21 protein-coding genes are annotated in these 20,792 nt (G+C 60.4%); 17 read left to right on the forward strand and 4 right to left on the reverse strand.

Features of this window, described 5'->3' with window-relative positions; translation table 11 throughout:
• The first annotated feature begins 94 nt into the window (after nt 1-94).
• The 3 genes from ACVWXD_RS09785 to ACVWXD_RS09795 all read left to right on the forward strand — a co-directional run bounded on the left by ACVWXD_RS09785 (nt 95) and on the right by ACVWXD_RS09795 (nt 3,599).
• Entirely contained in the window at nt 95-1,471 is a 1,377-nt protein-coding gene (locus ACVWXD_RS09785) for an aspartate aminotransferase family protein (protein WP_236438288.1), read from the forward strand.
• Between the two features lie 27 nt (nt 1,472-1,498).
• Nucleotides 1,499-2,953, forward strand: coding sequence for an aldehyde dehydrogenase family protein (locus ACVWXD_RS09790; protein ID WP_457370919.1), 1,455 nt, complete (start codon nt 1,499-1,501; stop codon nt 2,951-2,953).
• An 82-nt stretch (nt 2,954-3,035) separates the two neighbouring features.
• A complete protein-coding gene (locus ACVWXD_RS09795) occupies nt 3,036-3,599 on the forward strand; it encodes a cytochrome b (protein WP_075944480.1) in 564 nt (187 codons plus the stop codon).
• Nucleotides 3,600-3,663: 64 nt separating this feature from the next.
• Here ACVWXD_RS09795 and ACVWXD_RS09800 read toward each other — a convergent pair whose 3' ends face one another.
• Nucleotides 3,664-3,942 carry a hypothetical protein gene (locus ACVWXD_RS09800; RefSeq protein WP_457370920.1) on the reverse strand — a complete coding sequence of 93 codons (279 nt, stop codon included), beginning with the start codon at nt 3,940-3,942 and terminating at the stop codon, nt 3,664-3,666.
• 140 nt (nt 3,943-4,082) lie between these two features.
• Nucleotides 4,083-5,066 (reverse strand): LysR family transcriptional regulator, encoded by a 984-nt coding sequence (locus ACVWXD_RS09805; RefSeq protein WP_075944479.1) that lies wholly within the window; start codon nt 5,064-5,066, stop codon nt 4,083-4,085.
• A 165-nt stretch (nt 5,067-5,231) separates the two neighbouring features.
• Here ACVWXD_RS09805 and ACVWXD_RS09810 point away from each other — a divergent pair, with 165 nt between their 5' ends.
• From ACVWXD_RS09810 to ACVWXD_RS09840, 7 genes are read left to right on the forward strand one after another with little or no spacing between them, the layout of a single operon-like run.
• On the forward strand, nt 5,232-6,572 hold the full coding sequence (locus ACVWXD_RS09810; protein WP_075944478.1) for a cation:dicarboxylate symporter family transporter: 1,341 nt from the start codon (nt 5,232-5,234) through the stop codon (nt 6,570-6,572).
• 12 nt (nt 6,573-6,584) lie between these two features.
• On the forward strand, nt 6,585-7,145 hold the full coding sequence (locus ACVWXD_RS09815) for a carboxymuconolactone decarboxylase family protein (RefSeq protein ID WP_457370921.1): 561 nt from the start codon (nt 6,585-6,587) through the stop codon (nt 7,143-7,145).
• 10 nt (nt 7,146-7,155) lie between these two features.
• Nucleotides 7,156-7,974, forward strand: a complete 819-nt coding sequence (locus ACVWXD_RS09820) for an SDR family NAD(P)-dependent oxidoreductase (protein WP_075944937.1) — start codon at nt 7,156-7,158, stop codon at nt 7,972-7,974.
• Between the two features lie 58 nt (nt 7,975-8,032).
• The gene (locus tag ACVWXD_RS09825; RefSeq protein WP_457370922.1) at nt 8,033-8,977 is read left to right on the forward strand and encodes an amidohydrolase family protein; all 945 of its coding nucleotides are present in this window, start codon (nt 8,033-8,035) and stop codon (nt 8,975-8,977) included.
• A 25-nt stretch (nt 8,978-9,002) separates the two neighbouring features.
• Nucleotides 9,003-9,938: an SMP-30/gluconolactonase/LRE family protein gene (locus ACVWXD_RS09830; protein ID WP_457370923.1), complete on the forward strand. Its 936-nt coding sequence runs from the start codon at nt 9,003-9,005 to the stop codon at nt 9,936-9,938.
• Nucleotides 9,939-9,992: 54 nt separating this feature from the next.
• Nucleotides 9,993-10,778 (forward strand): molybdate ABC transporter substrate-binding protein, encoded by a 786-nt coding sequence (locus tag ACVWXD_RS09835; protein ID WP_457370924.1) that lies wholly within the window; start codon nt 9,993-9,995, stop codon nt 10,776-10,778.
• Nucleotides 10,778-11,665, forward strand: coding sequence for an alpha/beta fold hydrolase (locus ACVWXD_RS09840; protein WP_075944474.1), 888 nt, complete (start codon nt 10,778-10,780; stop codon nt 11,663-11,665). The genes ACVWXD_RS09835 and ACVWXD_RS09840 overlap by 1 nt, the downstream gene beginning before the upstream one ends.
• Nucleotides 11,666-11,743: 78 nt before the next feature.
• Here the strand turns inward: ACVWXD_RS09840 and ACVWXD_RS09845 are convergent, their stop codons facing one another.
• The gene (locus ACVWXD_RS09845) at nt 11,744-13,636 is read right to left on the reverse strand and encodes a sigma 54-interacting transcriptional regulator (protein WP_457370925.1); all 1,893 of its coding nucleotides are present in this window, start codon (nt 13,634-13,636) and stop codon (nt 11,744-11,746) included.
• 363 nt (nt 13,637-13,999) lie between these two features.
• Here ACVWXD_RS09845 and ACVWXD_RS09850 point away from each other — a divergent pair, with 363 nt between their 5' ends.
• From ACVWXD_RS09850 to ACVWXD_RS09880, 7 genes are all read left to right on the forward strand, one after another.
• Nucleotides 14,000-14,482: an MSMEG_0572/Sll0783 family nitrogen starvation response protein gene (locus ACVWXD_RS09850; protein ID WP_075944472.1), complete on the forward strand. Its 483-nt coding sequence runs from the start codon at nt 14,000-14,002 to the stop codon at nt 14,480-14,482.
• A gap of 106 nt (nt 14,483-14,588) precedes the next feature.
• Complete coding sequence (locus tag ACVWXD_RS09855) at nt 14,589-15,545, forward strand: Nit6803 family nitrilase (protein ID WP_406960954.1); 957 nt, start codon at nt 14,589-14,591, stop codon at nt 15,543-15,545.
• Nucleotides 15,538-16,638, forward strand: a complete 1,101-nt coding sequence (locus ACVWXD_RS09860; protein ID WP_457370926.1) for an MSMEG_0568 family radical SAM protein — start codon at nt 15,538-15,540, stop codon at nt 16,636-16,638. Before ACVWXD_RS09855 ends, ACVWXD_RS09860 begins: the two co-directional genes overlap by 8 nt.
• 14 nt (nt 16,639-16,652) lie before the next feature.
• Entirely contained in the window at nt 16,653-17,213 is a 561-nt protein-coding gene (locus tag ACVWXD_RS09865; protein WP_457370927.1) for an MSMEG_0567/Sll0786 family nitrogen starvation N-acetyltransferase, read from the forward strand.
• On the forward strand, nt 17,206-18,225 hold the full coding sequence (locus ACVWXD_RS09870; protein WP_457370928.1) for a sll0787 family AIR synthase-like protein: 1,020 nt from the start codon (nt 17,206-17,208) through the stop codon (nt 18,223-18,225). The genes ACVWXD_RS09865 and ACVWXD_RS09870 overlap by 8 nt, the downstream gene beginning before the upstream one ends.
• A 1-nt stretch (nt 18,226) precedes the next feature.
• On the forward strand, nt 18,227-18,532 hold the full coding sequence (locus ACVWXD_RS09875) for an MSMEG_0570 family nitrogen starvation response protein (protein ID WP_457370929.1): 306 nt from the start codon (nt 18,227-18,229) through the stop codon (nt 18,530-18,532).
• 53 nt (nt 18,533-18,585) lie between these two features.
• Nucleotides 18,586-19,836, forward strand: a complete 1,251-nt coding sequence (locus tag ACVWXD_RS09880; RefSeq protein WP_457370930.1) for an MSMEG_0569 family flavin-dependent oxidoreductase — start codon at nt 18,586-18,588, stop codon at nt 19,834-19,836.
• Nucleotides 19,837-19,909: 73 nt separating this feature from the next.
• Here ACVWXD_RS09880 and ACVWXD_RS09885 read toward each other — a convergent pair whose 3' ends face one another.
• Nucleotides 19,910-20,788, reverse strand: a complete 879-nt coding sequence (locus ACVWXD_RS09885; RefSeq protein ID WP_457370931.1) for an alpha/beta fold hydrolase — start codon at nt 20,786-20,788, stop codon at nt 19,910-19,912.
• Between the last annotated feature and the right edge of the window lie 4 nt (nt 20,789-20,792).

The following is a 20,792-nucleotide window of genomic DNA, read 5'->3' on the forward strand; positions in this document are numbered from 1 at the left end:
ATGCATGCATCTCATGTGCCGATTCGGGCTACCGGCCTGGAACCGGCGCCGGAGATGATCGGCACACTTAAATAGACATTCCAGAGAGACCGTCATGAGTGAAGCCAAACTTCAATCCCTGCACTTCGCGGATGCCCCGCGGATTATCTCCGGCGAACTGCCCGGCCCTAAAACCCGCGAAGCCCTGGCGCTGTCGGCGAGTACCGAGTCGATGGCACGCGGCGGCGGACGCATGCCGATCGCCATGGACCGCGCCTTCGGTGCGACCTTCAAAGACCCGGACGGCAACACTTACATCGACCTGTCCGCCGGCGTCGGTGTCAGCAGCGTAGGTCGCTGCCACCCCAAAGTGGTGCAGGCGATTCGCGAACAGTCCGAAGTGCTGATGCACGCCCTGGAAATCAACAGCACCCGGCGTACCGAGCTGGCTGCCAAGTTGTCCGAAATCGCGCCCGAGGGTTTGCGTGGCGACTGCATCACCTTCTTCACGCAAAGCGGCAGTGATGCACTGGAAGCGGCAATCAAGTTCGCCAAACGCATCACCGGGCGGCACCAGATCATCGCCTTTCACGGCGGCTACCATGGCGTGTGGAACGCTTCGGGTTCGCTGACCACTGGCACGGCCTACCGCAAAGGTTTTGGCGCGCAAATGGGTGGCGTGATTCACGCCCCCTACCCTTACGCCTACCGTTTCCCTTTCGACACCACCCACAAAAGCGCCGAGCAGATCGCCGGCGAGTACATCGACTACCTGTTGAACACTCCCTACACCGCCGCCGATGACGTGGCAGCGGTGATCGTGGAACCGGTACAGGGCGAAGGCGGCTACGTGCCCCCATCGCCGGAATTCCTGCAATTGCTGCGCAAGGCCTGCGACCGCAGCGGCACATTGCTGATCGTCGATGAAGTGCAGTCCGGCGCCGGCCGCACCGGCAAAATGTGGGCGGTCGAACACTCCGGCGTGAAGCCCGACATGCTCACCTTCGGCAAAGGCATCGGCAGCGACCTGCCCATGGCCGGCCTGATCATGCGCTCGGACCTGGCGGCGAAAATCCCCGACGGTTCCATGCCCAACACGTTCGCCGCCAACTCGTTGTCGGCCGCAGTGGCTCTGACCAACATCAGTATCCTGCAGGATCCTGAACTCGACCTGCTCAACCGCGCCCACACGCTGGGGCTGGAGGCACAGGCGCATATTCGTGGCTTCAACAGCCCGTTGGTCGGTGAAGTGCGCGGGCGCGGCCTGATGATCGGCATCGAACTGATCGAAGACCCGCTCACCAAGGCGCCCCTGGCGGGCGAGAAGATCGGCCAACTGATGGGCTATCTGCTCAACCACGGCGTGCTGATGATTCCCTGTGGCCGCTACAGCAACGTGATGCGTGTCATGCCCTCACTGACGATCTCCCGTGAACTGTTCTTCAAGGCACTGGACATCTTCGGCGACGCCCTGGCGTCCCTCAAGGCGTGAACCTGACCACTATTCGAGGACCGCAAAATGACTGAGCACTTGAATCATTTTATCGAAGGTACGTCCTGCGAAGCTTTCGACCGTCGTCGTATCGACCTGGTCAGCCCCGTGACCGAACAGGTGTATGGCAGCTCCGCGCGTGGCACCAGTGAGGACGTGGACCGTGCCGTGGTGGCTGCACGCCGGCAACTTGAAGGCGGCGAATGGAGCCAACTCGACGGCGCCCAGCGTGGCCGACTGCTATCGAAGCTGGCCGACCTGGTTGAGCGCGACAGCGAACTGCTGGCCGATCTTGACGCCAACGCCATCGGTCGCTCCCCTATCGAACCGCGCCGTATGGACCTGCCCAACGCGATTGCCAACCTGCGCGCAGCCTCTGGCTGGGCCAACCAGCTTGAAGGCCGCACCATTCCCACTGGTGGCTACTTTGGCACCAAGACCTTGTCGTACACAGTACGCGAGCCCGTCGGCGTAGTTGGTGCCATCGTGCCCTGGAACTCGCCGCTGATGATCACCGTGTGGAAGCTCGCTGCATTGCTGGCGGCTGGCTGCACCGTCGTAATCAAACCATCGGAAGAAACCCCGCAGTCGGCCCTGCACCTGGCGCTGCTGGCGCAAGAAGCCGGCTTCCCGGACGGCGTGATCAACGTGGTCACCGGCTACGGCAACGAAGTCGGTCGCGCCCTGTGCGAACACCCGGATGTCGCCAAGATCAGCTTCACCGGGAGTCCCGAGGCCGGGCGTGAAATCCAGCGCACCGCCGGGGTGCTGTTCAAGCGCGTGGCCCTGGAATTGGGCGGCAAGAGCCCGCAGATTGTGTTCGACGATTCCTCCTTCGACGACGCCCTGCGCGGCTGTACGCTCGGTCTGTTTGCCAACCAGGGCCAGGTGTGTGCAGCCGGTTCGCGGATCCTGGTGCAGCGCAGCCTCGCCGAACGTTTCGGTGCCGCACTGGCCGAGGCCGCACAGGCCGTGAACGTGGGCGATCCTCGCGAGCCCGGCGTACAGATGGGCCCAGTGGCCAAGAAGGCGCAATTCGATCGCGTCAACCGCTACATCCAACTGGGTATCGACCAAGGCGCCACACTGCTCGCCGGCGGCGTCTCGGCGCCTAAGAAGGGCTGGTTCGTGCGCCCGACGATCTTCGCCAACGCCCGCAACGACATGGAAATCGCCCGGGACGAGATCTTCGGTCCCGTCGGCACCCTCATTACGTTCGACAGCGAAGACGAAGCGATCGCCCTGGCCAACGACAGCAGCTACGGCCTAGCGGCCACGGTCTGGACCCGCGACCTGGTCAAAGCGCACCGTGTCGCGGCAGCGGTGAAAGCCGGCGCCGTGGGTATCAACTGCTGGAGCCCATTGGACGCCAACCTGCCTTGGGGCGGCGTCAAGACCAGCGGTATCGGGCGTGAAGGCGGGTTCAGCGGCGCGCTGGCCTACACCGAGGAGAAAGTCATCACCGTGCTGCTGCCGGCCTGAGCACACGCCTTGACCTGACCGAGCCACCCTCCAACGTTGAGGGTGGCCATTGAACCGTGCATCGCTCCGTGGAGAGCCTGATATGAACCCAATAGATCAACCGACAATCGATCGGTACCCGACTTCCTTGCGCATGCTGCACTGGGTGCGTGCGGTGCTGGTCCTGGGCCTGCTGTGGGTCGGCTGGCACATGACCGGCATGAATGATGAAGTGGCGAGCAAATACGAGCTCTATTACCCGTGGCACAAGTCCTTCGGGGTGTTGACGTTCCTGGTGGTCCTGACTCAGCTCGCCGTGCGTTTTCGCACCCCCAAGCTGCCGCAGCCACTGGAAACCCTGGCGGGGTATGAACGGTTCCTGTCACGCCTGACGCAGCGCGTGATGTACGTGCTGCTGGTGATCGTGCCGTTGATGGGCTACTCCATGTCGAGCACCTACACGATGAGCGACGGGGTGTTCTTTTTCGGGGTTAACCTGCCGGAACTGTTGCCAAAGAATGACGATTGGTTTGCGGTGTTCCAATGGCTGCACAAAGTCCTCGCCTATACGTTGCTGGTCCTGATCGTGCTGCATGTGGCGGGCGCCCTCAAGCATCGCTTCTACGACCGCGATCCGCGCAACGACGTGCTGCGCCGCATGCTCTGAATGGATGAGGCGTTGACGCAAAACGTCAACGCCTGCGGGACCTGCAACAGCCTTTAATGACGACTCAGAACGTCACCCACACAATGAACTGCATGTACGCGTTGGTCGACGCGCTGCCGCTCTGCCCGCCACCGTTGCCAAACCATTTCTCGGGCTTATAGAGGCCGATCAAGGGCGAAAGCGTGACGTTATCCGTGACCATCCAATCCAGGAACAGATCCACCTCCCGCGCCGCGAAATCCCGTTCATTGCGACGGGACAGTTGGTGGTAGTCAAAGGCCATCGCGTTCAGGGTCAATTTCTCGGTTGGCCGAACAGAGAGCAGCACGTCGTTGATCTGCATATTCGACGTTACTGAACCGGCGTAGTTGGACGCGATTTTACCCTGGAAGCGTTTGCGAAAGCCGCCCTGGAACAGGAAATCCCACCCTTAGGAATCAGGCCAGGGACATGAAATAACGTGGTAACGGGCAGGGCTCCAGGCTAATGGGACCCTGTCCTGCCCACCGTCCGTGCGGGTCGCGCAAAGCTGTCCTGGCCGTCGCTCCCTAACCAAAGCGTGGCATCCTTCCACGCCCCGACGGTCACTAACTCTTCCAGGGTTTCCAGCAGGATTTTTTCCCAGCTCAATGCCAGGCGACTGCTCCTGCGCTCCTTGAGCGTGGTCAACGAAACCGTCGACCGAATACCTGGCCTCTCGATGGCATGGCCGACCAAGATCCCCTTGGCGATATCTTCCTGCACTGCCGCATGGGCCAGGATCGAGTACCCCATGCCTTCCGCCACCATGCGCTTGGTCAGGCTGACACTGTCAACGTCGAATATCACATTCAAATGAAATCCGCTCTGCGCGGCCACTTGTTCAATCAGCCGCCGGTTGCTGTGGGGCAAGCCGGGGAGGATCAGCGGGAAATCCGCCAACCCCATGATGCGCACCGATTTCGGCGCTTCGCCTGGCGGCCCGACCAGTACCATTCGCTCACTGAAAATCGGCCTGACATCAAAGGCCTCAAGCAACGGCTGGTTGTACACCACCGCGACCTGAATGCGACCATCCAGCAACCACTCCTGCAGCGACGTGCTCAAGCCTTCCAGTACATGCAATGAGGCCTTGGGCCAACGCTCGTGAAAACGCCGGATCAACTGCGGCCCGACGATGGTCCCGATCGCAGGGGGCAGCCCGATTGCCAGGTGCCCGCGCTCCTCGACCGCGCTGTTACGCACATGGTCGGCGGTTTCTTCCATGTAGCGCAGCATGACGTCCGCGCGCTCCAGCAGACGTGCCCCGGCGGCCGTCAGTTCCACTCCCCTGCCATGGCGAATGAACAGTGCAACCTGAAGCTGCTCTTCAAGCTTGGCGATCTGCCGACTGAGCGCCGGTTGAGCGATAAAAAGCTCTTTTGCGGCTCGGCTGAAGCCGCCGCACTGAGCCACTTTTACAAAGGAGCGGAGTTCTCGAATGTCCATCGTACTCACCATGCCGTAATGGCATAGCTTTGTATCAAAATAAGGTTTTTGTGCCTAGACATAGTTTTTTCTATGCTCAACGCAGATAGCTGAAGGCCCAGCTCGCCCTTCAAGGGACGTGTTACCACAAGAATAATGATGCCCACTATTGGGTCAGGAAATGCCATGAATCAGTTAAAGAAGCTCCACGTGCAGGTGCTGATCGCACTTGTCGCTGCCGTCATTCTCGGTTTTGCCGCACCACAATGGGCGGTCGCCATGAAGCCCCTCGGACAAGCGTTCATTGCCTTGCTGAAAATGATGCTGGCGCCGATCGTCTTCGTGACCCTCGTGCATGGTCTTACCCACGTTCAGGACATGCGTAAACTCGGGCGGCTCGGTATCAAATCGCTGGTCTACTTTGAAGTGGTCAGCACGGTGGCGATGCTCATCGGCTTCATCCTCGTAAACGTCGTTGAACCGGGAGTGGGCCTGCATGCGACCAGCCTGAATGAGTCCAGTGAGGCGATCAAGGCAACCTCCGCCGCAGGCGGTGTGTCCATGATCAACTACCTGCTGGGCCTGATCCCTCACACACTGGTCGACGCCTTCGCCAAGGGCGACATCATTCAAGTACTGATTATTTCAGTGCTGGCCGGTATAGCGATCAATCGCGTATGCGCCCCGGATTCTGTCGCGGTAAAAGCCCTTGGAGAAGCGCAGAACATCCTGTTCAAAATGCTCAGCTTCATCATGAAGCTCGCTCCTCTGGGTGCGTTTGGCGCCATGGCTGCGGCCATCGGCAGCTACGGCGGTGACACCCTTCTCTACTTGCTCAAGTTGATCGTTGTCTACTACGCCGCCTCGCTGATCTTCGTGTTCGGCATTCTGGGGTCGATCAGTTGGTCCATCGGCTTGCCGTTCGGCAGCGTGCTGCGCCTGATTCGCGATGAAATCCTGCTGGTATTCGGCACCGCCTCCGGCGAAGTGGTATTCCCACGTCTGATCGAAAAGCTCAAGCGCAGCGGTTGCGATGAAGTGGTGGTCGGTTTTGTGCTTCCAGCAGGTTATAGCTTCAACCTCGACGGCACCGCGATCTACATGGCGATTGCCATCGGCTTCATCGCCCAGGCCACCGACACACCGTTCTCGCTGATGCAGCAATTGGGTCTGCTGGCCATCCTGAGTATCACCTCCAAGGGCGGAACCACCGTGGCAGGCGGCGCCTTCATCAAACTGGCCGCGACTCTGCAATCAGTGCAAACCCTGCCGCTGAGTGGCCTCGGGCTTCTGTTCGGCATCGACCGCATCATGGCCACCGCCACCGCCCTGACCAATATCGTCGGCAACACAGTAGCGGTATTCGCCATCGCCCGCTGGGAAGGCGCCTTCAACCCTGAAGACTTCGAGCGCGAAACCGGCCGTAAACCGAGCCGCAGCCTACTGCGCCCGCCGGTGGAAGCCCAGTCGGCCGAGTTGCCCATCGAGCCGGCGCATAAACCTCATATTCAGTCACCGCGTCCCTGACAGGAAAGCTCCATGAATCGTCTGCCCCCTATCGACCCGAACAACCTCAGCGATGCGCAGCGCCCGGTCTACGAGCGCATCGCCAACGGCCCGCGCAAAGGCGTGCGAGGCCCCTTGGCCATCTGGCTGCATCGGCCTGAACTGGCCGAGTGCGCCCAGGCGTTGGGCCGCTACTGCCGCTATGACACCTGTCTGGATCCGCGCCTGTCCGAGTTGGCCATCCTGATGATGGGGCGCCACTGGCTCGCCGAATACGAATGGGCCGCCCATAAGCCGTTCGCGCTGGAGGCGGGTTTGGCGCCGCAGATCATTTATGCCATTCGCGATGACCTGCCGCCAGCGTTCGAAAACGCCGATGAAGCGCTGGTTTACCGCTTCATTCGCGAACTGCATGCCCAGCGTGCAATCAGCGACGACCTGTACGCCGAATTCACCGCGCTGTTGGGCACCGATGCGGCTGTCGACCTGGTCGGCATCGCGGGCTACTACAGCCTGATCTCCATGACCATCAAGGTATTCGAAGTGCCCCCGCCCGCCGGCGCCACTGTCGAACTGCCGACTACATTGAACTGAGGATATGTACATGACCGATACTCTTCCAAAAAGCGACCGTCTCAAAGGCAAGATCGCTATCGTCACCGGTGCCGGTTGTGTTGGCAGTGGCTGGGGCAACGGCCGAGCAGTCGCGGTGTTATTCGCCATGGCCGGTGCCAAGGTGTTCGCGGTTGATCGTGATCTCGGAGCCATGGAGGAAACGCTGCAGCGCATTCGCGATGCGGGCGGGGAAGTCACGCCTTATGCCTGCGACGTCACCAACACCCAGGCCGTCGCCGCAATGGTTGCCGCCTGCAAAGAGACCTATGGCACGGTTGATATTCTGGTGAACAACGTCGGCGGCTCGGCAGCGGGCGGCGCCGTTGCCTTGGCTGAAGAAAAGTTTGATGCGCAGATTGCCCTGAACCTCGGCAGCGTCTTCCTGACCTGCAAGCACGTGCTGCCACTGATGGAAGCCCAGGGCAGCGGTTCGATCATCAACACGGCCTCAACGTCCGGCATTCGCTGGACGGGTTCGGCCCAAGTGGCCTACGCGGCCAGCAAAGCCGGGATCATCCAGTTGTCGCGTGTGACCGCAGTGGAATACGCGCCCAAGGGCATCCGCGTGAACACCGTGGTACCCGGGCAGTTGCACACACCTATGGTCGAAGTACGCCTGGCCGGGCAACGCACCGGCGGTGATGTGAGCAAATTACTCGACACCCGTCTGGCCCGCATTCCCCTCGGGTTCATGGGCGATGGCCGCGACACTGCTTACGCGGCGTTGTACCTGGCCAGCGATGAATCGCGCTTTGTCACCGGCACTGAAATCATCGTCGATGGCGGCATGACCGCGCGTTGCGACTAAGTCACTGTAAAGGCTGCACAGATTGCAGCCCTGCCCACCTAACCAATCAGAGTCGAACATGGACGATCTATCTTTCGTTCAGGCGGCACGCCGTCTGTTCATTAAACGCAGCCTGATCGCTGCAGCCGGTATCGGCCTGGTTGGCGGTGCATCTGAGCAAACTTTCGGAGCCAACATGCCGATTTTATCCAACCCTGGGGGCGCGTGGGATTGCCACACCCATATCTACGGCCCTTGGGCTCAGTTCCCTCTACCAGCCGATGCAGCCTATACACCTGAACCGGCGCCTTTTACCGAGCTGCTGGCACTGCATCGTCGGCTGGGCATCCGCCACGGCGTGCTGGTACAGGCCGCGCCGTATGGCACCGATCATTCTGCCATTTTGGAAGCGATTGCCAGCAGCCAAGGTGCGTACCGCGGTGTCGGCATCATTGATGAAACCACCACCGATGCGCAGTTGCAGGCGCTGCATGACGGGGGCCTACGCGGTATCCGTTTCAATTTGATGGGCCACCTGCCTGGCGCACGTGATCCTGAAAAACTGCGCGTTCTGGCTGAGCGCGTCGGCCCATTTGGATGGCATGTACTGGTGCATGGTGAATTACCTACGCTACTGCCTTTTCTACAAGCCTGGCGCGACCTGAAAACGCCGTTGGTCATCGATCATATGGCACGTCCGGACCTCACTCAGCCTGTTGATCCGTTGTTGATGAGTCAACTGCGTGCTGAGCTGGGCCATTCCAATCGCTGGCTCAAACTATCGGGCGTCGACCGCGCCATGCAAGGTCGGCCCGGCCCCTGGCCGCAGGCGCTGGACCAGGTTCGTGCGCTACTTGAGTGCGCACCGGAGCGTGCCATCTGGGGGTCGGATTGGCCGCATCCGAACATCAAAGGGCCAGTGCCGGATGACGCCGAGCTTCTCGCCTTCATTCGCCAGGTGTGCGACAGCCCTGCCCTGCAGCAGGCGGTCCTGATCGATAACCCGGCGCGCCTTTACACCTGAAGTCTGCCCCTTGCGGAGTGACAAGATGAACGAGATCACCTGGGCTCCCAGCGTGCGCGTACCCGACCCCAGGGTGCGCGAACTGGACCCTCGATTTGCGCATTACCGTATTGCCCATGCCAAGGTCGAGCGTCTCGGTGGTGGCATGCGCTGGGCAGAAGGCCCGGCCTGGTTTGCCGACGGACGCTTCCTGCTGTTCACCGATTTGCCCAACGATCGCATCATGCGCTGGGACGAGGCCACTGGCGTGCTGGGCGTGTTTCGCCAGCCCGCCAACCAGGCCAATGGCATGACGCGAGACCGTCAAGGCCGCTTGCTGGTATGCGAACACGGCGGGCGGCGAGTGACCCGTACCGAATATGACGGCAGCCTCACGGTACTGGCCGATAGCTTCGCGGGAAAACCGCTGAATTCGCCGAATGACATTGTGGTGAGGTCTGACGACAGCATCTGGTTCACTGATCCGCCTTTCGGCCTGATCAGTGACTACATGGGCCGTCAAGGTACGCCCGAACTGCCGGCCAACCTTTATCGCCTCGACGCGGATGGCACGCTGCACTGTGTCGCTGAAGACCTCGAAGGCCCCAATGGCCTCGCCTTCTCCCCCGATGAAAAAACCCTCTACCTGGTCGAATCCAGGGCACGCCCGCGACGGATTGTGGCCTACAGCGTCGACCCCCAAGGCCGCCTCAGCCAACGACGCGAGCTGATCGATGCCGGCAGCGGGTTGCCGGATGGGCTGCGCGTGGACGTGGACGGCAACCTTTGGTGCGGCTGGGGTGCACCGGAGCCAGGCATGGATGGCGTCCGCATTTTCGCCCCCGATGGCACCGTAATCGGGCATATCGACTTGCCAGAGCGCTGCGCCAATTTGTGCTTCGGCGGCCCACGCGGCAATCGCCTGCTGATGGCCTCAACCACTTCGCTGTATGCGTTGTTCGTCAACACCCGTGGCGCTTGAAACGAGCGCCTAAATAGAGAAGGTAGCACCATGAAAAAAACAAGATCTGCCCCGATGTTAGTGACCACCGGCCTGGTCAGCTTGCTCGGTTTCTCTCAGTTAGGCGAAGCGGCCGAGCTGAAGGTCATTGCCAGTGGCGCACTCCGGGGCGCCATGGAACACCTTCAACCGGCCTATGAAAAAGCCAGCGGCAACACCCTGAGTTTCAGTTGGGGGCCTTCGATGGGCACCTCACCTGAATCCATTCCAGAGCGCATCAGGCATAAAGAGCCGATGGACCTGGCGATCATGGCCGACGAAACCCTGGAACTGCTCTCGGCCACCGGCGCCTTCGACATGACGACCCGCCGCGAAATCGCGGATTCACGAATTGGTGTTGGCGTACCTCACGGCAAAGCGAAGCCGGATGTCTCAAGCGTCGCGGCGTTGAAAGCAGCCCTGCTGAACGCTGACAAAATCGCTTATTCCCAGGGTGCAAGCGGCGTATACATCCGTACCGAGCTGTTCCAGCGTTTGGGTATCAGCGATCAAGTGAAAAACAAGACCGTCGAAATCGCCGGCAAGGAACTGGTAGGCACAGCCCTGGCCAGGGGCGATGCGGACATCGGAATGCAGCAAATCAGCGAGTTGAAGGTCACGCCCGGAGTCGACTACCTGGGCCCGCTGCCCGAAGCCGTGCAGAAAGTCAGCCGCTTCTGCGCCACCGTTGCACACCAAACCCCCAATGCGGTGCCTGCGCGTGAATTCATAGCCTTTCTCAACAGCCCCGCGGCACGCCGTCTGCTTGAAGAAAGCGGCCTTGAGCCAGCGAAAAACGCGAATACCCAGGAGTCCAAATAATGAAAATAGTCTCGCGTCTTCTACTCGGAGCCACCTTTGGCCTGGCTTCTGCCGTTGCGATGGCCGCTGGTGCTCCACTGAAGCAAGAGCTGGTTCGCTACGACAATGTACAAATCGAGGTCAATGCCCAAGGTACCGGGCCGGTGATTGTGATGTTGCCCTCGCTGGGTCGCTCGGGTCGCGATTATGATCAGGTCGCCGATTATCTCCAGGCCGACGGATTCCGTGTGGTCAGGCCGGAGCCACGGGGCATAGGGCAAAGCAAAGGGCCGATGGAAAACCTGACCGTGCACGACTTTGCCCGTGACGTCGCGGCGGTGGTCGAGCATGAAAATAAAGGCCCCATCGTGGTGGTCGGTCATGCCTGGGGCAATTTCGCGGCGCGCATGCTCGCGGCGGATCGTCCCGATTTGGTGCGCGGCGTGGTCATGGCTGCTGCGTCCGCTGGCAAGGTTCCGCCAGGCTCCACTGAAAAACCCATCAACGCAGAGATGCGTCAGGCCATCGACGGCGCGGGCGATATGTCGCTTTCCGAAGAACAACGCCTTATCTATCTGCGCAAGGCATTCTTTGCCCCCGGCAACGACCCCAAGGTATGGCTGGGCGGCTGGCACCAGGCGACCCACGATGCCGAAGGCCATGCGCGCAACATCACCCCGGTGGACGACTACTTCGCCGCCGGCAGTGCGCCGATTCTCGATTTGCAGGGCGAGGCAGACACGGTGGCTCCACGGCGTTTCTCAGGCGTGCTCAAAAGCATGCTCGGCGACCGGGTCCAGGTGGTGGTATTGAAAAATGCCGGCCATGCCATGGCTCCGGAACAACCCAAGGCGATGGCGGATGCAATCGCCGCGTTTGCCAAGGCGCAGTACGCCCGCAAGCTGTAGAGTGCAAACGCGCATCGAGCGTGTTTTCGTAAGTTTGAATGAGTGCTCCGAATCGAAAGGTTCGGAGCATTTTTTTGATCAATCGAGCCCCATTTTTTTCAAGCGTGACGCCAATGTCGTTGGCTTGATCCCCAGCAACTGGGCTGCACCATCCTTGCCGAACATCTTGCCCCCACAGACCGCCATTGCGGCGCTCAAATTATCCCGCTCAAGTGTACGTAGCTCCTGCTCGGTCATGATCCGTTCACTGACCTGCGCCACTGCCACTTGCTCAGTCGTCGCGGTGTTGGGCAGGTCTATGTTCAGTTCCGCTCCGGTCGCTGTAATCAACGCGCGCTCGATGACGTTCTGCAGTTCGCGGATATTGCCGGGCCATTCGTAAGCCTGCAGGCGCGCCATGTCCCCTTTATTCAAGCGATGACCGGGCATGTTCAAGCGGGCACCGATGAGCTGGAGAAAATGCAAGGCCAACAATGGGACATCGGCACGGCGCTCACGCAGGCTCGGTGAGTGAACGGGAAATACATTCAGCCGGAAAAAAAGGTCTTCACGAAAGCGCTTGGCTTGCACTTCCGCACGTAAATCGCGGTTGGTGGCGGCAATGATCCGTACATCCACACTGCGGGTTCGCTCCTCACCGACACGCTCGAACTGCCCTTCCTGCAATACACGCAGGAGTTTGCTTTGTAACTCCAGGGGAATCTCACCGATTTCATCCAGAAACAAGGTGCCGCCGTTGGCCAGCTCGAAGCGACCGACACGATCACGTACTGCGCCGGTGAACGCTCCACGCAAATGGCCAAAAAATTCGCTTTCAAACAGTTCTGCCGGTATAGCCGCACAATTGACACGAATCAGCGGCTGATCCCGACGCTTGCTGGCCTGGTGAATGGCCCGGGCGATGAGTTCTTTACCGGTGCCTGATTCACCATGGATCAATACGTTGGCATCGGTGGGGCCGACCACATTTATCTGTTGGACGATCTTCAGAATCGGCTCGCTCTGCCCGACGATATCGCGATAGTTGTGCTCAATATGAATTTCTTCCTGCAGGTAGGCGTTCTGCTCTTCGAGTCGCTGCTTCAGGGTTTTCAGTTCAACCAGCGCGTTCTGCAACTGCAATTCGGTGGTGCGCCGTTCGGTGATATCGCGAAATACCACCACCGCTCCGATGATTCGGCTGTCACTGATCACCGGCGTACTGGTGAACTCCACCGCAAATGAGGTGCCATCGCGCCGCCAGAACACCTCTTGCCGCCCCTCATGCACCATGCCGTCATGCACGGCCTTGTAGATCGGACAGTCCTCCACCGGATAGTGGGCGCCATCGGCATGCGTATGGTGATGGATGCGATGGATGTTCTTGCCGATCATTTCTTCGGGGGCCCAGCCCAGCATGCGGGCACCCGCTGGGTTGACAAAGGTCGCCAGCCCATCGCTGTCGATGCTGTAGATGCCATCACCCACCGAACTGAGCAGTAGTTGCTTGTCACGTTCAGTCTCCTTGAACAGGTTCAGGATATTGCGCCACTCGATAAGGCCGCCACGCATGGTGCGTTCGGTTTCAGCCTGATCGCGCTGGTAGCGCTGCTGGCTCTTTTCACGCAGCACCAGTATCAGTTGCTGTACGCCCTTGACCACCAGGCGGGTGGCGGAGATTTCCAACTCGATCCGCTCGCCGCTCTTGCAATTGCAACGCAGCTCATCGGTCCAGCCCCGCCCTTTGTCCATGACCGCCTGAGTGAACACGATCAGGTCCGCCAATTGGTGACCGAACAGCTTGCTGACGGGAAACTCCAGCAGCTCCTGGCGCGGGTAGCTCAGCAGTTGGCAGGCCGCAATGTTCAAGTCCACGAAGCGATCGTTATAAGGGTCCAGTAGCGCAATGGCCTCGGCACAGTGCTCGAATACCATGTGGCGTGAGGGATAGGCCAGGTCCGTCCAGCCGTCTAAGGAGTCAGTGTCGCGCATGCCTACGAAATCCCGTAATTACAAGGTGTGACCAGGTTCATTTATACGGAATTTCGTAACCCACAAATAGTCCCAGTTTGCGCTTAAAAAACCGGTTCACCTCTCAGTTCAAGCTCGATCCAAAACTACGAAATCTCGTTAAACGCAGCACGAACATTCGTATATCTACGTAATTAAGTAGTGTTCTGTCCAGCCAGAACTGATCCTTTATTCATCGATAAAAAATAAATATCTATATTTATCAGTCAGATAAAAGATCACCAAGTTGCCATGAACCAACTGGCACGCCCTTCGCTATCTGTCTCTCGACGACTCGCCGATTCCGGCCGTCGATGACAGCCCCTCAGCACAGCGGAGTAAGACATGCCAAATGTAGAAATTGCCCACTATCAGGACGGTGACTTTCTGGTCAATTACGAGGAGAAAGTGTTCGAGGACGTCAAAGCCGAACCCGGCGAAAAAGCCTTGCTGACGTTTCATACCATCGCCTTTGAAGGCTCCATTGGCCTGGTCAATATGCTGCAAGCCAAACGCCTCCTGCGCAAAGGCTTCGAAACCAAGATCCTGCTCTACGGGCCTGGCGTGCAACTGGGCGTGCAGCGGGGTTTTCCGACGCTGGGCGCCGAAGCCTTCCCTGGGCATCTGGCCGTCAACAACCAGATCAAGGCGTTCATGTCCGAAGGCGGTGAGGTATACGCCTGTCGCTTCGCCCTTCAAGCCTTGTATGGCCAAACCGAGAAAGCCTTGATCGAAGGCATCCGCCCCATCAACCCGCTGGACGTCATGGACCTTCGCCTGCTGATGCGTCGTGAGGGCGCCATGATCATTGATACCTGGACGGCTTGACGCCCCCTTCTGAAAGGAGCGTGCGATGGCAACCTTCCTTGCCATCGCCGACACCGAACGCTCAAGGCCATTGAAACGTCGATCATCCCTGACAGGATCCCATGACATGCCTACCATTCGCGCCGCAGCCGTCCAGTTCAGTCCGGTGTTGTATTCCCGTGAAGCCACGGTCACCAAACTGTGTGACACGCTCCTGGACTTGGGTCGCAAGGGCGTTCAGTTCGCGGTGTTCCCGGAAACCGTGGTGCCTTACTACCCTTACTTTTCTTTTGTACAACCGCCCTTCGCCATGGGCAAGGAGCATCTGCGCCTGCTTGAGCAAGCGGTCATCGTGCCCTCCGATGTCACTCGGCAAATAGGCGCAGCGTGCCGCGAAGCCGGTATCGTTGCCTGCATTGGCGTCAACGAGCGTGATGGCGGCACGCTCTATAACGCCCAACTGCTGTTCGACGCTGACGGCACGCTGATCCAGCATCGCCGTAAAATCACCCCCACCTATCACGAGCGCATGGTCTGGGGGCAAGGCGATGGCTCAGGGTTGCGCGCCACCGACAGTGCAGTCGGTCGCATCGGCGCGCTGGCCTGCTGGGAACATTACAACCCGCTGGCGCGCTATGCGCTGATGGCCGACGGCGAACAAATCCACGCCGCGATGTTCCCCGGCTCACTGGTCGGGCAGATCTTTGCTGATCAGATCGAGGTCACCATCCGCCACCATGCACTGGAGTCGGGTTGTTTCGTGGTCAACGCCACCGCATGGCTGGATCCCGAGCAGCAGGCGCAGATCATGGCCGACACCGGCTGTGCCGTCGAACCGATTTCCGGTGGCTGCTTCACCGCCATTGTCTCGCCAGAAGGGAAATTGCTTGGCGAACCTTTGTGTACTGGCGAAGGCGTGATCATCGCTGATCTCGACTTCGCGCTGATCAACAAACGCAAACGCATGATGGATTCGGTGGGTCATTACAGCCGCCCCGAGTTGCTCAGCCTATTGATTGACCGTCGCGTCACGGCACATGTGCAAGAGCGGCGGGAAAGCGTCGAGGACGCCCTCCATGAATAATCTGAATGGATCACCGCCTGACAGCCAGCTTCTGAGCGCATTGCAATGCCATGGCGTGCGCTGGCAGGGTGCCGACGGCCTTACGCGTAAAGGCGGCGCCGGCCCGTCGGACCATAAGGCTCTGACCCTGGGCGAACACACCGCGATGGTACCGATGCTCAACCAGGCGTCGCAAAGCTCACCCTACTCCGCCGTGCCTGATGCGTCCGGGGCTCAGGCGCTGATCTTTCGCGAAGGACTGCAGGTGGGCCAGGTGCAGTTGCCGGGCATCCCTAACTTCTACGCCCTGAACACCGAAGACGGTACGCCGTACTGGAAAATCGCCACCTTGCACAGCAAGGATGTGCTGGCCACGACCGTTCTACAGCACTGCATTCGCATGAACGAGGCCGCCACGGCCTGCCAGTTTTGCGCCATCGGCCACTCCCTGGCCGCAGGCAAAACCATTGCCCGTAAACGCCCGGCGCAATTGGCGCAAGTGGCCAAGGCGGCGGTGGAACTCGACGGCGTCAAGCATATGGTCATGACCACGGGTACGCCGCTGACGTCCGATCGCGGAGCCGCCATTCTGTGTGAGTCGGCGGCGGCCGTCACCGCCGCTGTCGATCTGCCGATCCAGGCACAGTGCGAGCCGCCAGATGACGATGCCTGGTTCATGCGGCTCAAGGACAGTGGCGTGGTATCGCTGGGCATGCATCTGGAGTCGGTCACTGATGCCGTGCGTCAACGCATCATGCCTGGCAAGGCTCAAGTGCCCCTGGAGCGCTACTTCAGCGCCTTTGAAGCCGCTGTCAACGTATTCGGCCGCGGTCAGGTCAGTACCTACATTCTTGCCGGGCTGGGTGACAGCGAAGAGGCAATTGTGCAGATGAGCGAGCGCCTCGCCCGCGCCGGCGTTTATCCCTTTGTTGTGCCGTTCGTGCCCATCGACGGTACCCCACTGGCCCATCACCCCAAGCCCGACAGCGCCTTCATGCAGCGGCTCTACCCGCGAATTGGCGCCAGCCTGCGCAAGCACGGCCTGCACTCGGATAACATCAACGCCGGCTGCGCCAAATGCGGCGCGTGCTCGGCCCTGAAACATCACGAGTAACGGGAGCCGCCAGCATGCCAACACAGACCTTTGCCCTGATCGACGACACGTTCGCCGACTTCCTCGCCGACGACCTGCTGGTCAAGCCAGCACTGGCCACATGGGAGCGTCAGGACTACTACGCGTTACGCCGCGCGGTGTTTTCCGATGAGCAGCAATTACTGGCTCAAGACCGCGACGAAAAAGACTTCCAGGCGATTCCGATCGTTGCCGTGGCGCATCATTGCGGCATGCCCGAACGGGTGGTCGGTGCGGTGCGCATCTATGAAACCGAACCGGGCGTCTGGTACGGCGGACGTTTGTGTGTGGAGCGCGCTTATCGACGCCACGGCATGATCGGCAAGGCACTGATCAATGAGGCGGTGTCACGCGCGATCGACCTGGGCTGCCGCACCTTTCTGGCCACCGTGCAACACGCCAACGAGGGCTATTTCCAGGGCCTGCACTGGCAAACCTTACAAGCCGTGGACGTGTGCGGACACGCGCACTGCCTGATGCAGGCTCAACTGGGCTTTTACCCCTTCATGCCTCGCAACGTAGCACTGCCGACACGCAAGGTGGTGCGGCATGACTGACCTCCAGACACCCCTGCACGAACTGCTCGCGACGCTGCGCGACTCACCGGCCATGCTGGCCAAGCAAGCCATCGGCCAGGCTGCGGCGGCGCAGCCGAGCCAGGGTACCAGGGGCGACGATCTGTACGCATTGCCCGGTGACGACACTGCAGCTATCCGCTGCGGCGATCAATACCAACTGCTGGCCATCGAAGGCATGATCCCGGCTTTTGTCGAACAGGCGCCTTGGTTCGCCGGTTGGTCGGCCGTCATGGCCAATGTCAGCGACATCACCGCCATGGGGGGGCGCGCCACTGCGGTGGTCAATGCCTATTGGCACCATGATCCACACGCCACCGACAGCCTATTGGCCGGTGTCCGTGACGCCTGCGCGGCCTACGGCCTGATCATGGCTGGCGGCCATACCAGCTTGGCGGCCGGCAATCCTGTGGCGCTGGCAGTCGCTATCACGGGCTGGGCGCGCAGGGTACTCTCGACCCTGCACGTCGCGCCGGGCCAGATCATCGTCATGGCGGTGGACCTGGATGGCCAGTGGCATGGTAACGCGCCCTACTGGAAAGCCTTCGAGAACGTGCCCGGCGATCGTTTGCGCGAGAAACTCGAGGTGATCCCGCGCCTGGCCGAAGCCGGCCTGCTGCTGGCTGCCAAAGACATCAGCAACGCCGGAATTCTAGGCACCCTGTTGATGCTCCTCGAACCCACCCACTGCGGGGCACGGATTCACCTTGAGGCGCTGCCCATCCCGGTCGAGACGCCGATGGAGCGCTGGCTGCAAGCATTCCCCAGTTACGGCTTCCTGCTCACCCTTGAGCGCGAAAACCTCGCCGCCGTGGAGGCAGCGTTCGCCGCTCAAGGCATTCATTGTGCCTGCATCGGCGAGGTCGATGACAGCGCCCGGCTGCAGGTGATTCAAGACCACGAACAAGTCGAGTTCTGGAACTTGGCCAGCCACCCCTTTACCGGATTCAGCTATCCCGAATTCGCTCACCCTGCCCTTTCGAAGGAGCACTGACATGCCCGCCGTGAACATTCGCCTGCGTTGGCCCGATGGCCAGGAAAGCAACACCTATTCACCTTCAACGAGCATCTACGAACACCTCCAGGAAGGCTGCACGTATTCCATGGCGGAGTTTTTACAGCGCGCGGAAACCGGCCTGAACGCGGCCTCGGAACGTGTCAAACAGGTCAAGGGTTTCTACTGCAGTTCGGCAATGGACAGCCTGGGCGGCCTGCGTATACGGGCGCGCAACTTTGCCGACCCGCACGCCCAGGTCGAGGTCGTGGAAATCAAACATCAGGGCACCGGCACGGTTCATTAGTCAGGCTTCGGCGACATCTGACGGCGCTGTTCAAATTTGAAGAGGACTTCACCATGACTCACTACACAACCATCGTCGTCGGCGGCGGCCAGGCCGGCCTTTCGGCCAGTTACTACCTGCAACAACAGGACATCGATCATGTGGTCCTGGAAAAACATACACTGACGCACACCTGGCGCAGCCAGCGCTGGGACGCCTTTTGCCTGGTGACGCCAAACTGGCAGTGCGCCCTTCCAGGCTATCCTTATACGGGTAATGAGCCCCATGGTTTCATGACCAAGGATCAGATCATCGACTACCTCGACGGTTTTATCGCCAAGGTCAATGCCCCGACCAAGGAAGGGGTTGCGGTACAGCGCATGACCGCACGCCCGGAGGGCGGCTACCTGCTCAATACGTCCAAGGGCGACTTCACCGCCGACCACGTCATTATCGCCAGCGGCGGCTATCACACGCCGATCATTCCGCGTCTGGCCGAACGCTTGCCGACGCAGATCACGCAAATTCATTCCGAGCAGTATCGCAACCAGCAGGCCTTGCCCGAGGGCGCCGTGTTGGTCGTGGGTTCGGGCCAATCCGGTGCGCAGATCGCCGAAGACCTGCATCTGGCCGGGCGCAAGGTTTACCTGGCCGTCGGCGATGCGCCGCGTTGCGCACGCTTCTACCGTGGCAAGGACGTGGTCGACTGGCTGGCGCAGATGGGCTACTACGACATTGGGGTGGACACTCACCCGCTTCGCGAAGGCGTGCGCGACAACACCAACCACTACGTCACAGGGCGTGACGGTGGACGCGATATCGACCTGCGCCGCTTCGCCCACGAAGGCATGCAATTGTTTGGCAGGCTCGAAAGCCTGGAAGGTACCACGCTGAAATTTGCCTGCGACCTGGGCGCCAATCTGGAAGCTGCCGACGCGGTCTACAATCGCATCAACGCCAGCATTGACAAGTACATTGCCGAGCACGCGATCGATGCGCCAATCGGCACGCCCTATACGCCGCTGTGGGTGCCGAAAGAAGAGCGAAGTGAACTGGAGCTCACCGTCAGCGCCATCACCAGCGTGATCTGGTGCATCGGTTTCCAGCCGGATTTCAGCTGGGTCGATGTGCCTGTCTTCAATGGCCGCAGCTATCCCGGCCATACCCGCGGGGTTACCGCTCGGCAGGGCTTGTATTTCCTCGGTTTGCCATGGCTGCACACCTGGGGCTCCGGACGGTTTTCCGGGGTGGCACGCGATGCTCAATACGTGGTGCAACACCTGGCAGCGACAGGCCTGTGCCGGGAGCGGCAACAGGCAGTCTAGCGCTGAAGGAGTTGGCCCATGTTTGCCCAGGCGATTATCCGCCGGGCAAACATGGGCTTAAGACTGGTGCAGTTTATTGGCTCGCATACACCTGCTGCGCAAACTCGGCGATGGCATCCGCCATTGCACGCGGCTGCTCGGGCGCCATGGCGTGTCCGGCGTTGGCGATGGTCTTGTGTTCGACCCGGTCGCCGAGCATGGACTTGAGAATGTTCGGAATCACCACTGCGTCATGCTGCCCCTGCAAGTCCAGGATCGGTACAGTTTTGCCGGCCGACCAATACAGCTCCACCGGCGTGCTGTCTCGCGCATGGTCCTGCGCCTGGTGGGTATTGTCATACCATCCGCTCAGCCAGGAGCGCGGGTCATTGCCGGGGGCAAAAAACGCCTCTTTGAGATAGTCGATACGCTTGGCCTCCGGCAGGGAATAATTACCCGCGCCTTTGATCGCCTCGACCATGCGGCCATAGGGTTTCTCCGATGATCCGGCGGGCAACTTTCCTATCGATGCGGCCGCCAACACGATCCCGTTGACCAGGTCCGGGCGGTCCACCGCCAGCACGCGCGCGGGCTGGCTGCCCCAGGCATGCCCGACCACTACCGAAGGCCCGGTCTTGGCCATGTCCATTACCAGCGCGACGTCGGCGGCGAAGTCATGCAGCGTCGGTGTATCCATGGGCCCCTTACTGCCCTTGACCCCGCGTGGTTCTGGGCGGATCACGCGATAGCCGTCAGCGGCCAGGTACCGTGCGACCTCGTCATAATCATTTGCGCCGCGGCCCTTAGAGGGCAGGATTACGATCACATGGCCCTTGCCCTGGTCCAGTGCTTCGATATGGACGTTGCCCTTCTCGGCCACCAGTGTACGTACCGAATCATCGGCATTTCCCGGCAGGCTATAGGCTACGAGGCCAGCGACGATTAAGGATTGCATGACGCGAGTGTAGTGCATTGGA

The organism is Pseudomonas sp. TE3911 (genome assembly GCF_054062775.1).

Coding starts and splice junctions, on each gene's coding strand:
- ACVWXD_RS09785 (WP_236438288.1), top strand. CDS start 95: ATGAGTGAAGCCAAACTTCAATCCCTGCACTTCGCGGATGCCCCGCGG.
- ACVWXD_RS09790 (WP_457370919.1), top strand. CDS start 1,499: ATGACTGAGCACTTGAATCATTTTATCGAAGGTACGTCCTGCGAAGCT.
- ACVWXD_RS09795 (WP_075944480.1), top strand. CDS start 3,036: ATGAACCCAATAGATCAACCGACAATCGATCGGTACCCGACTTCCTTG.
- ACVWXD_RS09800 (WP_457370920.1), bottom strand. CDS start 3,942: ATGCAGATCAACGACGTGCTGCTCTCTGTTCGGCCAACCGAGAAATTG.
- ACVWXD_RS09805 (WP_075944479.1), bottom strand. CDS start 5,066: ATGGACATTCGAGAACTCCGCTCCTTTGTAAAAGTGGCTCAGTGCGGC.
- ACVWXD_RS09810 (WP_075944478.1), top strand. CDS start 5,232: ATGAATCAGTTAAAGAAGCTCCACGTGCAGGTGCTGATCGCACTTGTC.
- ACVWXD_RS09815 (WP_457370921.1), top strand. CDS start 6,585: ATGAATCGTCTGCCCCCTATCGACCCGAACAACCTCAGCGATGCGCAG.
- ACVWXD_RS09820 (WP_075944937.1), top strand. CDS start 7,156: ATGACCGATACTCTTCCAAAAAGCGACCGTCTCAAAGGCAAGATCGCT.
- ACVWXD_RS09825 (WP_457370922.1), top strand. CDS start 8,033: ATGGACGATCTATCTTTCGTTCAGGCGGCACGCCGTCTGTTCATTAAA.
- ACVWXD_RS09830 (WP_457370923.1), top strand. CDS start 9,003: ATGAACGAGATCACCTGGGCTCCCAGCGTGCGCGTACCCGACCCCAGG.
- ACVWXD_RS09835 (WP_457370924.1), top strand. CDS start 9,993: ATGTTAGTGACCACCGGCCTGGTCAGCTTGCTCGGTTTCTCTCAGTTA.
- ACVWXD_RS09840 (WP_075944474.1), top strand. CDS start 10,778: ATGAAAATAGTCTCGCGTCTTCTACTCGGAGCCACCTTTGGCCTGGCT.
- ACVWXD_RS09845 (WP_457370925.1), bottom strand. CDS start 13,636: ATGCGCGACACTGACTCCTTAGACGGCTGGACGGACCTGGCCTATCCC.
- ACVWXD_RS09850 (WP_075944472.1), top strand. CDS start 14,000: ATGCCAAATGTAGAAATTGCCCACTATCAGGACGGTGACTTTCTGGTC.
- ACVWXD_RS09855 (WP_406960954.1), top strand. CDS start 14,589: ATGCCTACCATTCGCGCCGCAGCCGTCCAGTTCAGTCCGGTGTTGTAT.
- ACVWXD_RS09860 (WP_457370926.1), top strand. CDS start 15,538: ATGAATAATCTGAATGGATCACCGCCTGACAGCCAGCTTCTGAGCGCA.
- ACVWXD_RS09865 (WP_457370927.1), top strand. CDS start 16,653: ATGCCAACACAGACCTTTGCCCTGATCGACGACACGTTCGCCGACTTC.
- ACVWXD_RS09870 (WP_457370928.1), top strand. CDS start 17,206: ATGACTGACCTCCAGACACCCCTGCACGAACTGCTCGCGACGCTGCGC.
- ACVWXD_RS09875 (WP_457370929.1), top strand. CDS start 18,227: ATGCCCGCCGTGAACATTCGCCTGCGTTGGCCCGATGGCCAGGAAAGC.
- ACVWXD_RS09880 (WP_457370930.1), top strand. CDS start 18,586: ATGACTCACTACACAACCATCGTCGTCGGCGGCGGCCAGGCCGGCCTT.
- ACVWXD_RS09885 (WP_457370931.1), bottom strand. CDS start 20,788: ATGCACTACACTCGCGTCATGCAATCCTTAATCGTCGCTGGCCTCGTA.